Genomic DNA, 11,866 nt, shown 5'->3' with positions numbered 1-11,866 from the left:
AAGGCTACGAATGCCTAAAGGGTGTGGATAAAAACATGAAAAGGGCGTAGCGATGTGGAAAATAAATATTTAAGTATAAAAGTATCGAGAGGATTATTTACAACCTGCCAGCGCCTTTCGGCGCTGCGCAATAAATAAGAATATATGCGGTAATATAAAAAATCCGTACAAAAAGATGTTGTTCTTTTTGTACGGATTTACGTTCCCTGGGGGAATCGAACCCTCAACTGCCCCTTAGGAGTAGACCCGATACGACATCGGGAAGTGGCATCTAATGCTTAAAAATGCTTGGAAATACAAGGTTTTTCAGCATTTCAAATCCCATCCGATACTACGCTGTGATAGCTAATTCAGAGGGATTTTACACCGTCCGATTGGCTCGAAATTAGCAAGTCTTTCGATTTTTGGTGGACGTTGCAAGTGCAAGTAAATGTCACTATGTAACTTCTCGTGATGCGAAATGATAGGAAATCCTATTCATTCTCGTGTGAGGGTGCGGGTGTCCTTAGACACAGATTTCAGTCTGTTTTATATATCATTTCAAAATGAATTTTTCAACCAGAATTATTAAGAATTTCAAAGGTTTTTCAGACTCAATGATTCTATGTAATTTAGACCCGCCGAAGCAGGTCTTTTTTTATTTCAGCATAATCTCTCTATCCTCAGCGCCGAGCATATAAGCACCCTTGGCAAAAGCATCCCTTGCAAGAAGCTCTGCTACATCAACCCTATCGAACAGCATCCATATTTCTTTCTCTTTCGGAGTCAGTTCATGGCTATGGTCAAACAAATGCTCAAGTCCCAATCCTTCAAGCAATGCCGACTTTGCTGCTTTGTATTCCTCAGCTCTGCCAACATATTCGTCGTTCCTTTCCTTGGAAAATGCCTCGATATTGTCAGCTCTCAGATGCTCGTAATACTCGTCCATAAAGATTCTATCCATACTCGTTGACCTCCATAACAAAAAAATAAGGGCAGACCCTTTTACAGCTATTGTAGCTATGTAAAAGGATCTGCCCTTGCAGTTACTATAATGTTTTTGCCAGCGACTTCAGGAGTGCTGCCATTTCCGGATTTTGCAGAAGCTTCAGAAGAAGTTCTTTATCATCAGCGGAGCTTTCCGTTGCGGCTGGTTGAACCGGCTCAGGCGTTGCCTGTCTGCCTGAGTAGAACGCAGCTTCCATTCTTTCAGCGTTCAGTCTGCGGTCATCGTCGATGATATGGGAGTAAACATCCGCTACCATCTTGACCTGTGCATGACCGGAATCGCCTTGAACGGATTTCATATCGCCGCCGTTCAGCTTCAGCTTGTAAGTGATACTGGAATGTCGGAGACTATGGAAAACCACTTTCGGCAGTCCCTTCTCCTCAATCAGCTTATTGAAAGCACGGTTGATAACCTGCCCCTCAATCGGCTTGCCATTGGAAGAACAGAAAACCAGATTGAAGTCTACGAACTCGTCACCGAAAAGGTCTTTCAGTTCTTCGATGTCAGCCTTTCGCTGTACCAACATTTCCGCTACGGTTTTCGGTAAGAACACCTTGCGGACACTTGTTTTGGTCTTAGGAGTTTTGAGAACCAATGCGGTATGCGTACTGGCGAAGGTCGGTGGGAACTTGAACATGATGTCCTTACCGTCCAGATCTGCCATCGCTTCACGATTTACTCTCTGCAACTCCTTTTCAACGAAGATGCTTGCCTGACCAAGTTCAATACTGGTGGGGGAAATGTCAATACAGTCCCAGGTAAGCCCCAGAAGCTCGCCCATTCGCAGGGAACAGGAGAAGGCAAGGTTAATAGCCAGACGAAGAATATCATCGTCACAGGCTTCCAGAGCCTTCTGGAGCACTTCTGCTGTCCAGATATCCCTGGTCTTGTGTTCTTCTTTCGGCAGCGTAGCGTGCTCCACAGGGTTTCTGGTCATCAATTCCCACTTGACCGCTTGATTGAAAGCATTTCGCAATGTCTTGTGAACCTCTCGGACAGTATGCGGAGTCAGATATTCTGTACGGGCTTTTACATACTTAGAAGAAACCGCTTTGACAGAAAGCAAATCTCGGTAATACTTGTCCATGATTCTCGGCGTGACATCCTCCAGCTTCATATCACCGATGAGGGGACGAATATAGTTTGCAATCAGGCTCTTTCTGCTTTCATAGGTAGACATCGCCCAGGTGTTCACACCATAGATTGACATATACTCATCCAAAAGATCATTGACGGTTTTAGCAGAAGGGGGAATAAAGGTTCCGGACTCCTGCTCATATTCAACCTGCAACTTCCTTTTCTTTGCTTCGGCATTCGTTTCAAAGGTTTCCCACTTCTGACGCTTGTTGCCGTTCTCATCGGTGTATGTATAAACCACAGAATACTTCTTTTTTCTCTTAACGATAGATGCCATGTAATCAGCTCCTTTCCTGTCTATCTTCCGCTAACTGGTAGCGGGTCTGATTGTGATACCATTTTTCAAAGCTCTCTTTGGTAGCTCGCTTATACCTGCCAACCTTGATAAGCTCAAAATCTTCATTGGCAACGATATAGTAAATGGTCTGACGATGTACCCCAAGCATTCTTGCCATTTCCGGCAGACCGTAGGTGGATGCCATAATATCTGCATCCAGTTCCTGATCCTCTACCGTGCGGTAATCGGTTTGAGAAGCATACCATCTTTCAAAGCTCTCCTTTGTCACTCTGCGCTTGCCCAGGACATCGACCACATCAAAATGCCCTTTGGCAACCAGTTCGTAAGCAGTCGCTTCTTTCAGCCCAAGGCGCTGTCCAAGCTCCTCCATTGAATATGTAGTTTTCTTCAATTCCTCGCCGGGAGGGGTTCCATCGACCTTCTGGTATTTGAACTGATTGGCATACCATTCTTCAAAGCTGTCGATCATCACCCTCATGGTGTTGCCGACAAGAATGGTTTTGAAGTAATTCTTCTTAATGAGCCAGTATGACTCCGTTTTACCAAGACCGAGCATCCTGCCCATTTCCAGAACAGACATACTCGTGCGTTTTCTCATTTCCGCCATCGTACAACCTCCTATGTAAAAAATGTAGCCATGTGTTTCTTGTCATGGCTACATTTTATCGAACTCTCAATATGTTTTGAAGTTTGTCGCCGGGTTGTACGACGCCCTTGACAAATCTTACATTTGATGATCCAACCACTCATCAAAACTCTTTTTGGAGATTCTGATACTGCCACCGATGCGGACGCTATGGAAAACTTTCTTTTTCACAAGGTTGTATGCGCTGGTTCTGCTGATGCCCAGAATATCCTGAATCTCATCAACCGTATAGGTTCTCTTATCAAACTGAACTGCGTTAGCAGCCATCGCTTCTTCGGTGCGCTGATTCATGGCAGCGATTCTTTCTTCAAACATTTATGTTCACTCCTTCGCTCTCTTTGCTTTATGTTTTGGGGAACGCTTTTTCAGCTGTTCCATTGCCAGGCTGACAGATAAGGCTTTCTCAATCGCTACCATTTCACGGGGCGTTACCTTACCTAAGTAATTATCAATCCTGCTTTTATCAATGGTACGAATCTGTTCCAGCTGAACAACGGACGCTTCTTTGAATGCAGGATTGTCGTAAATAACAAAGTGCGTCGGCATATTCGCTTTCTTATGGATTCTGGTGGTGACCGTTGCCACAATCAATGTGGGAGCGTGTTTATTACCGGTATCGTTCTGAATGACGATAACCGGACGGATGCCGCCTTGTTCCGACCCAACTACCGGGTCCAGCTTGGCGCAATAAATATCACCACGGCAATATACCCAATTTTCTTTCATCATGTGCCATGACCTCCTTTCGTTGGCTATGTAATAACTGACTGCCAGAAAGGAATCAGGCAGTCAGTCCAAAAGTCTATGTGTCCCATATTTGCCACGCACCCCTGGGAAAGAGGGCTTACGCCCTCAGGGAATCACCGAACGACTGATTGCGAATCAGTTCCATAGGAATCTAACCTCTGCCGGGTTCTCCGCCAGCTCCGTAGAGAAGTATCTTTAATCCTGTTGCTTTCATGGCCGTATTGGGAGCAACCCAATATTTACAAGCCAGTATTGATCGCTGGCATCGGGAGAGAGACAAGCGCTTAATTTATAGAAGAAAGTCGTTCTGTTTCTCTATCCGATACGTCTCGGCGTACCGCTGATGTGGCTGATGCTCTCGCACCGGCAACAGGAACGTATTCGATGACTGTGTATTCAGTTTTCAAGGATCAAGCAGCCGATTTTCTTTGGCTGTATCTAAATTGTACCTGTTCCTCATGCAAGTTTTTATTGCCTCGTAGGTATAGTTTTGAGGTTATTCACGACCTAAAAATATGTAATCAAGGGTTGTCTCAAAGCGCACAACCAGTTCGATTGCCAAATCAATAGAGATACCTCTGTTGCCGGTTTCAATTCGTGCAATGGTGTTTGCGGCAACACCTAACTGCTCCGCAAGCTGTTCCTGTGTAAGCCCATGTTCCTTTCTCAAGGCTTTAATTCTTTTTCCGCTTTCAACCAAGTCGTAATACATTTTCGTTCCTCCGTGTTTTTGAATTTGTGAAGTTGCAAAATCAAAAACAGCGGGAGGAGATCGTGCCCGATTCTCAATACCCTTTGCCATCTGCCTGTCCTCCTTGCAGGCATAAAAAAAGAGCCGGAGTAAATTACTCCAAGCTCTCGTTCATGCCTTTGTGTTAATTATGGGGGAAAATAGGCAGGTATAAAAAAAGCCCCGTACCCATTACAGGCACGAGGCGTAACTCTCTCTATTCAATTTTATGCCGCTATCTCCCAGCATAGCCATTTTAACACTGGACAAGTCGGACTTTCAGTAGGGGAACCGTCGTATTTTCATCGGATTTTAGTCGGACTAAAATCCTGTCTTAGCATTCACAATAACACAATGCTTCTTCCTCCCGGGCACTTTCCAGGAAATCTTTCAATTTAGGAATGGCTGTTCCCCAAAGTGACAGACCAAATAACAGTATCGCTTCTTTCTTTCGGTCATAGTAGGTGCTGCGTTCCATATTCAAAACCTCCAGCATTTCTGATTCCCTGTACTTGAAGCGGTTGAGATATGCCTTTGAGATAATCTCACAGTACAGAGCGCCTTTATCTGGATATTCTCTGATTTTCAACATAGCCATATCTACCAGTTCAATGATCCACTTTGTCTCAAATAAGCTGCGAATGCGTTCTTCAAATCGTTCTCTCGCTTCATCCGGAGCAAAGTTCTCCAGATAAATCAATGCACCATCTAAGCTGTCACCGTAAGTACAAATAAGGGTATCACATACATCATTCGCACGATCAATGGTAGACCAGCACACCTCTCGATATATGGATAAAATCAGCTTTGCTCTTTCATACAGAACCTTCTCGTCAATGTTCTGCATCCGGCAAAGCATTCGAATACTGCTTAATACCTGTGTATTATATCTGCTCATTCAGAATCTCCTTTCAGCCTAATCCATAAAATAAGAATTCCTTTCTAACTCCTGTCACTTGGCTAAAGGGAAACAAATACCATGGGACAAGAATGACTATAACTTCCGATATTTGATTAAAATAACAGAAGTGAAATCGGAAGTTCTTGACTTTATAAAAGTTCCGATATATAATTAAGTGGAATTAAAACTTCTGTTATGATTCTTATTATAGCATTTTCCAGAAGTTTGTCAACAAATAATCGGAAGTTACGAATAAATATTTTTTGAAAGGAAGGATACTACCATGACATTTGGAGAAAAAATTAAAGAAGCTCGTTTGGCTATGAACCTATCTCAAACGGAGCTTGCCCAGATGACCGGCATTTCCGAAAGATCCCTTTACACCTATGAGCAGCTCGGAACACTCCCCAGAAAAAGCAACATCAGAAAACTTGCTGAAGCACTGCATATCTCTGTGTCCTATCTTTTGGACGAATCTGAAACGGATAGCCAGAGCCATATAGATCAGGATATGTTTATTTTAGAGGCAAAGGAAAACTTCGGTTCAAAAGGAGCAAAAGAAGCTCAGGAAGTGTTGGGTCGTGTAAATTCTCTGTTTGCCGGTGGAGAATTGGACGAGGACGCAAAAGATGTATTCTTCCAGGCGATTATGTCAGTTTATATGGACTCTAAGAAAACAGCACGGGAAAAGTACACTCCGAAGAAATACAGAAAGCATAAAGATAAAGAGTAAAATCCTCAAGCACAGAATATGTTTTCTGTGTGCGATTCGGAGGTGAAGCAAATGAAAACGGCAGAGCATATCATTGAAACTGTCGATAAGCTTGTGCGAAAATATCACACCAGAGACCCTTACGAGCTATGTCAGCTGTTAGGTATCAAAATCCACTATTACGATTTACAGAAGAAATTGAAGGGCTTCTTCTATTACCAGTCCAGACAAAAGAATATCGTGATAGATCACAATGTGAACGGTATCCTGGAGCGTATATTAGTCGCACATGAATTAGGACACGCTGTCCTGCATACAAAAATCGCTATGATGCACGGCTTTCAAGAAATGGAAGTTTTTGATGATAGATCAATCGAAGAAAATGAAGCAAACTTCTTTGCGGCGGAGCTTCTGTTAGAAGATGGGAAAGTCCTGGAATGCCTTTCGGAACACACATTTTTTGAAACGGCTAAAATGCTCTATGTACCGGCAGCATTATTAGACTACAAATTCAGCCTGCTCCACGAAAAAGGAGAGCTGGTAAATTCGATGTATATTCGTAAAGCAGATTTCCTGAAAGAAGATCTTCATGCCTACGATAACGACATTGGTTATGGCGATATATGAATATCTATTTTTATATCTTTACAGAAAAAGTCCACCAGTACGATGCGTAGTGCATCATGACTGGTGGACTTTTTGCTTCTTAAAGAATCAGTATATTGTGCTGCAAAAAAGAACCCCATAGCAGTTCACTCTGTACCGTCAATGGGCTTCTTTTTCATTATATCAATCAAGCTCCGCTTTTTTTATCATCTCTTGCTGGTCAATCAAGACATCAATCAACTTTCCTACGGTTATCAATGTTGTTACATTACACTTTTTCAGTTTTGCAGCAATCTCATTATCAATGATGCTGTCGCATTTTGCATATGGGGTATCCAGTAAAAAATAGTCAAAGTTCTTTTCCAAGACGAATGCCAGTTTTAGAAGCATTGCCAAAGAAACTTTCGTCTGTCCAACTTCAACATGGCTCATATGATTGTTCGAGCAACCAACCAACGCACCCAAATCAGCCTGACTATAACCCTTTTCCAGTCGGGCAGCTCTAATGCGCTGACCAATCTTAACGTAATCAATTTCCGGTTGCGTTTCAATCACCTCCATGCTGTGTATGATTCTGCTATACATTATAAAATGTACCAAAAATCTCAACAACCAACATCGGGTGCAAGTTGCATTTATAAATGCAATATGATAAAATTTTATAGGCAGATTGCATTAAATGATAGAATGAAAAGAACCCCAAGACGACAATATGAGCTATCTTGAGGTTCTTTAAAATAAAAAATTCGTAGAGTACATTACTCCACGAATCGCATTCTTCTCTGTTTTTTTTAGTTTATATCTTTATTTTACAAATTGTCGCACTGTTTGTCAATATGTTAGGGACATAAAACACGAGGTTTTGCACAAAAATCCATCTTAGAAAGTTCCAAAGTCACAATTTGCCGTCAGAATTATAGTCATATTGAAGGAGGTGTACCTTATGGCACGAAAAGGAGAAAATATTTACAAAAGGAAAGACGGCAGATGGGAAGGAAGATACATTAAGTCCCGATCTTCTACAGGCAAAGCCAATTACGGTTATGTTTATGCAAAGTCATATCGAGAAGTCAAGGCAAAACTTATCAGTCAAAGTTCGTGCACGAGTAATTCTGTCACTGTCGATCCAGAAATTAGCTCAGATCAATTTGAACAGGTTGCTATGGAATGGTTTCAAGCTATATGTCCTAAAGTGAAGGAATCTACAAGCAACAAATATAGGAATCTTCTCAGCTCGTATATACTTCCTGTGTTCGGAAGCAAACAATTGCGTGATATAACACACGAGTTTATTGAAACGCAGTGTAATTTTTTCCTTGTTTCTGGTGGATTAAAGGAGAATGGACTTTCCTCTAAAACTGTTTCAGATATTTTATCTCTAATTCGAAATGTCTTACAATTTGCCACCCGAAACGGGAAAGCCATTTCTTGTGACGCACGATCTATACAGATAAAACGTCAAACGAAGGAAATGAGAGTTTTGAGTCGTGCTGAACAGGAAAAATTATGCCAATACTTGTATTCTAATCTTGATTCCTGCAATATTGGTATATTAGTATGTTTATTCACTGGTCTCAGAGTAGGTGAAATTTGTGCGTTACGATGGGAAGATGTTTCATTCTCAGATTACACAATCCACGTGCATCAAACGCTCCAGAGAATCCAAGATAGAACCAACAGTGAATACAAGACAAGGATTGTTGTTACCACACCAAAAAGTGCTTGCTCCATCCGTACTATTCCAGTACCCCATGGCTTAATGACTATTCTTACAGCACACAAAGCTTCTTCTACTGGCTACATCCTAACCAATAGCGATCAGAATCCATTAGAACCAAGAACCATGCAAAATCATTTTAAGAAGGTATTGAAAAACAGCGGAATCACCTCCGCAAATTATCACTCGTTACGTCATACATTTGCTACAAGGTGCATAGAGCTTGGATTCGATGTAAAAAGTCTCAGCGAAATATTGGGTCATGCCAGCGTGAATATTACAATGAATCGCTATGTACACCCATCCATGGATTTAAAAAGAGAAAATATGCAACGGCTTTCTGATTTATTAGCCGTCAAATAAATTGTCAACACCGTCAAATAATGCTGAGTTTTCAGTGTTTGGCGGTGTTTTTTCGTGGAGTAATGTACTCTACGAAAGAGTATACCCAGGAGGAGATTTATTGATTCAATTTGTAGGGCGAGATGCTTATAAGCAGTTTTGGAATTTTAGTAAAGATGAGAAAGAGAACTTGGCCACTCAATTGGCGATTGAGTTACCCGCACTCAGAGGAAAAGTTGGTGCATCACAAGAAGAAATTGCTTCGGCTGTTGGTATTTCACGACAAACTTATAGTGCCTACGAAAATCGGACACGCCCAATTCCATGGAGTTTATATCTAGCACTATTGTTTTATTTTGATTACATTCCAAGTACACATTATATGATTCGCCAGCTTGAATTATTCCCAAATGAATTAGACGAATGTTGGTTAGCTGGTAGAGTTTTTATTGAGGAAGAAAAATGAGCGAATATTCACAGCAAATAAAAAGGGATATTACATGAACAAAAATATAAAATATTCTCAAAACTTTTTAACGAGTGAAAAAGTACTCAACCAAATAATAAAACAATTGAATTTAAAAGAAACCGATACCGTTTACGAAATTGGAACAGGTAAAGGGCATTTAACGACGAAACTGGCTAAAATAAGTAAACAGGTAACGTCTATTGAATTAGACAGTCATCTATTCAACTTATCGTCAGAAAAATTAAAACTGAATACTCGTGTCACTTTAATTCACCAAGATATTCTACAGTTTCAATTCCCTAACAAACAGAGGTATAAAATTGTTGGGAGTATTCCTTACCATTTAAGCACACAAATTATTAAAAAAGTGGTTTTTGAAAGCCATGCGTCTGACATCTATCTGATTGTTGAAGAAGGATTCTACAAGCGTACCTTGGATATTCACCGAACACTAGGGTTGCTCTTGCACACTCAAGTCTCGATTCAGCAATTGCTTAAGCTGCCAGCGGAATGCTTTCATCCTAAACCAAAAGTAAACAGTGTCTTAATAAAACTTACCCGCCATACCACAGATGTTCCAGATAAATATTGGAAGCTATATACGTACTTTGTTTCAAAATGGGTCAATCGAGAATATCGTCAACTGTTTACTAAAAATCAGTTTCATCAAGCAATGAAACACGCCAAAGTAAACAATTTAAGTACCGTTACTTATGAGCAAGTATTGTCTATTTTTAATAGTTATCTATTATTTAACGGGAGGAAATAATTAAACTATGTTTTGAACCATGAATTAAATAAAAATGACTCTCAATTATTGGAAGTCAATTTATTAAACCAATTAAAGCTTGCAAAACGTGTAAATCTTTTTGATGGTCGATTGTAAAATGAAGTTGGACACCTAAGAAAAAATCCATAGTGATTTTCCCCACATGGTAGAATGAAGTTAGCACACAACTTCTTCCAAGGGAGGGCAATCACTATGGACTGCCAAGATTATATCACAGAATTGGTAGAACGCAAGAAGGGACAGCACTTACAGCGAGAGGAACGAGGCGCAATCCAGCATCTCAAGAACGCTGGCTACACGAACAGAGCCATTGCCAGAGCAATCGGATGTTCACCAACCACCGTTGGGAACGAGCTAAAGCGCGGCACACCACCCCGAAAGAGCAGCAAGGGCAGGAAGCCCGGATACTCGGCAAGGCGTGGAGAAGCGGCCTACAGGGCGAACAGGAAGCGTTCTCGGAAACCACACCGAATTTGTCACTGCACTCGCTTCATTCGCTGGATAATGGAACAGGTCAAAGAACACAAGTGGTCTTTGGATGCCTGCGTCGGCTATGCTCGTCTGCACGGGCTGTTTTCAGCAGAGGAGATGGTCTGCACCCACACGCTTTACAATGAGGTCTGGGCAGGCAGCCTTGACTTGTCTGTGATAGAACTGCCCGAAGCCATGAAACGCAAGCAGCACAAGGGCTCCAAGCCCCGTGAACACAAGAAGAGCTTCGGCACAGACATTTCCCAGAGGCCTGAGATTGCGGCTCTGCGCATCGAGGAAGGTCATTGGGAAGGTGACACCGTGGTCGGCAAAAGGGGCGGCAAAGAGGCTGTTGTCCTCTCCCTGTTGGAGAAGAAAACGGAGAACTATATTGCCATCCGGATTCCCGGCAAGGATGCAGACTCTGTTCTGAACGCCATGCAGTCACTCAGGGAAGAATTCGGAGAAAAGTTCTCACAGGTCTTCAAGACCATTACCGTGGACAACGGCTCAGAGTTCTCTGCGTTCAGTCAGGTCGAGAGCTGGGGCTGTGCAGTCTACTTTGCGCATCCCTACACCTCGTGGGAACGTCCCCAAAACGAACGCCACAACGGGCTGTTTCGAACCTTTGTTCCGAAGGGTGTGTCCATTGAGGCTTTCTCTGCTGAGTATATCTTGGCTGCAGCTGATGAATTGAACGGACGGCCTCGCAAGAAGCTTGGCTACCGCACCCCGGAGGAACTGTTTGACGAGTTCCTCGACTCTGTTTACGCAGCCGAAGGCTGCGGCAGCATCGCCCAGGACGGAAGCCTGCGGCTTCCATCCTGACCGACGCTCTGATTCACTAAGTTCTACCGTGCACGTGTCCAACTTGCACTTGCAATTTGCGAAATCTTTTTGATTATTCTTTAGAAGAATTACAAGCCGTTCATGAGTATTGGCGGTCAATGAATCGTTACTCAAAACAAGTTTTGAATAAAGAGAAAGTGGCTTAATATGGCAAATATAGTCAATTTTACTGACAAACAGTTTGAGAATCGCTTAAATGATAATTTAGAAGAATTGGTTCAAGTAAAAAAGCGGTTGAATCGCCAACCGCTTTTTTACTTGGTGGGCAATCAGGGTCAGGGAAAACCAGTTTGCGAAGAAGATGATTGAGCAGGCAGGAACAAAGTGATAAATTCAAATTGTGAGGGAAAATACAGATGAATCAAGGAAGAATTATTGTGATTACAGGCTCACCGGGGACAGGAAAAACAACAACTGCGTCAATTGTCGCAAAGGAATCAGATATGGATAAATCAGTGCATAT

At 42.2% G+C, this 11,866-nt stretch carries 18 protein-coding genes; 10 read left to right on the top strand and 8 right to left on the bottom strand.

The genetic code is table 11. The features are described from left to right. Positions 1–637: 637 nt before the first annotated feature. The 7 genes from FYJ45_RS27925 to FYJ45_RS27895 all read right to left on the bottom strand — a co-directional run bounded on the left by FYJ45_RS27925 (position 638) and on the right by FYJ45_RS27895 (position 5,444). Positions 638–943 carry a hypothetical protein gene (locus FYJ45_RS27925; RefSeq protein WP_002304425.1) on the bottom strand — a complete coding sequence of 102 codons (306 nt, stop codon included), beginning with the start codon at positions 941–943 and terminating at the stop codon, positions 638–640. An 85-nt stretch (positions 944–1,028) separates the two neighbouring features. Beyond that, positions 1,029–2,402, bottom strand: a complete 1,374-nt coding sequence (locus FYJ45_RS27920) for a site-specific integrase (RefSeq protein ID WP_002304423.1) — start codon at positions 2,400–2,402, stop codon at positions 1,029–1,031. Positions 2,403–2,406: 4 nt separating this feature from the next. Beyond that, positions 2,407–3,030 (bottom strand): helix-turn-helix domain-containing protein, encoded by a 624-nt coding sequence (locus tag FYJ45_RS27915; protein WP_002304420.1) that lies wholly within the window; start codon positions 3,028–3,030, stop codon positions 2,407–2,409. A 117-nt stretch (positions 3,031–3,147) separates the two neighbouring features. Beyond that, complete coding sequence (locus tag FYJ45_RS27910; protein WP_002304418.1) at positions 3,148–3,384, bottom strand: helix-turn-helix domain-containing protein; 237 nt, start codon at positions 3,382–3,384, stop codon at positions 3,148–3,150. 6 nt (positions 3,385–3,390) lie between these two features. Further along, positions 3,391–3,798, bottom strand: coding sequence for a type II toxin-antitoxin system PemK/MazF family toxin (locus FYJ45_RS27905; RefSeq protein WP_002578938.1), 408 nt, complete (start codon positions 3,796–3,798; stop codon positions 3,391–3,393). A gap of 514 nt (positions 3,799–4,312) precedes the next feature. Further along, entirely contained in the window at positions 4,313–4,618 is a 306-nt protein-coding gene (locus FYJ45_RS27900; RefSeq protein WP_002304413.1) for a helix-turn-helix transcriptional regulator, read from the bottom strand. A gap of 262 nt (positions 4,619–4,880) precedes the next feature. Further along, positions 4,881–5,444, bottom strand: a complete 564-nt coding sequence (locus FYJ45_RS27895; RefSeq protein ID WP_002304412.1) for a hypothetical protein — start codon at positions 5,442–5,444, stop codon at positions 4,881–4,883. 286 nt (positions 5,445–5,730) lie between these two features. Between FYJ45_RS27895 and FYJ45_RS27890 the strand changes: the two genes are divergently transcribed. After that, on the top strand, positions 5,731–6,180 hold the full coding sequence (locus tag FYJ45_RS27890; protein WP_002304411.1) for a helix-turn-helix domain-containing protein: 450 nt from the start codon (positions 5,731–5,733) through the stop codon (positions 6,178–6,180). Positions 6,181–6,231: 51 nt separating this feature from the next. Then, on the top strand, positions 6,232–6,786 hold the full coding sequence (locus FYJ45_RS27885) for an ImmA/IrrE family metallo-endopeptidase (protein WP_002304410.1): 555 nt from the start codon (positions 6,232–6,234) through the stop codon (positions 6,784–6,786). A gap of 162 nt (positions 6,787–6,948) precedes the next feature. Here FYJ45_RS27885 and FYJ45_RS27880 read toward each other — a convergent pair whose 3' ends face one another. Further along, positions 6,949–7,326, bottom strand: coding sequence for a helix-turn-helix domain-containing protein (locus tag FYJ45_RS27880; protein WP_002578940.1), 378 nt, complete (start codon positions 7,324–7,326; stop codon positions 6,949–6,951). 382 nt (positions 7,327–7,708) lie between these two features. Between FYJ45_RS27880 and FYJ45_RS27875 the strand changes: the two genes are divergently transcribed. The 8 genes from FYJ45_RS27875 to FYJ45_RS27840 form a co-directional block, all read left to right on the top strand. Next, positions 7,709–8,845, top strand: a complete 1,137-nt coding sequence (locus tag FYJ45_RS27875; protein ID WP_002304408.1) for a tyrosine-type recombinase/integrase — start codon at positions 7,709–7,711, stop codon at positions 8,843–8,845. Positions 8,846–8,945: 100 nt separating this feature from the next. Further along, the gene (locus tag FYJ45_RS27870; protein ID WP_198957774.1) at positions 8,946–9,290 is read left to right on the top strand and encodes a helix-turn-helix domain-containing protein; all 345 of its coding nucleotides are present in this window, start codon (positions 8,946–8,948) and stop codon (positions 9,288–9,290) included. A 4-nt stretch (positions 9,291–9,294) separates the two neighbouring features. Continuing rightward, entirely contained in the window at positions 9,295–10,062 is a 768-nt protein-coding gene (gene erm(B), locus FYJ45_RS27865) for a 23S rRNA (adenine(2058)-N(6))-methyltransferase Erm(B) (protein ID WP_255420040.1), read from the top strand. A 12-nt stretch (positions 10,063–10,074) separates the two neighbouring features. After that, on the top strand, positions 10,075–10,179 hold the full coding sequence (locus FYJ45_RS31600) for a hypothetical protein (RefSeq protein WP_154468241.1): 105 nt from the start codon (positions 10,075–10,077) through the stop codon (positions 10,177–10,179). A 96-nt stretch (positions 10,180–10,275) separates the two neighbouring features. Further along, positions 10,276–11,382: an IS30 family transposase gene (locus tag FYJ45_RS27855; RefSeq protein ID WP_154468240.1), complete on the top strand. Its 1,107-nt coding sequence runs from the start codon at positions 10,276–10,278 to the stop codon at positions 11,380–11,382. Between the two features lie 56 nt (positions 11,383–11,438). After that, positions 11,439–11,549: a hypothetical protein gene (locus FYJ45_RS27850; protein WP_456298390.1), complete on the top strand. Its 111-nt coding sequence runs from the start codon at positions 11,439–11,441 to the stop codon at positions 11,547–11,549. A gap of 1 nt (position 11,550) precedes the next feature. Next, positions 11,551–11,712, top strand: coding sequence for a hypothetical protein (locus FYJ45_RS33360; RefSeq protein ID WP_002304403.1), 162 nt, complete (start codon positions 11,551–11,553; stop codon positions 11,710–11,712). A 47-nt stretch (positions 11,713–11,759) separates the two neighbouring features. Next, on the top strand, positions 11,760–11,866 hold a 107-nt coding region (locus FYJ45_RS27840), incomplete at its 3' end, for an AAA family ATPase (RefSeq protein WP_154468239.1).

Source organism: Eisenbergiella porci, from assembly GCF_009696275.1.
Taxonomy (GTDB): domain Bacteria; phylum Bacillota; class Clostridia; order Lachnospirales; family Lachnospiraceae; genus Eisenbergiella; species Eisenbergiella porci.
Note: the sequence above shows the minus strand (reverse complement) of the source record. Positions and strands in the feature narration are given on the sequence as shown.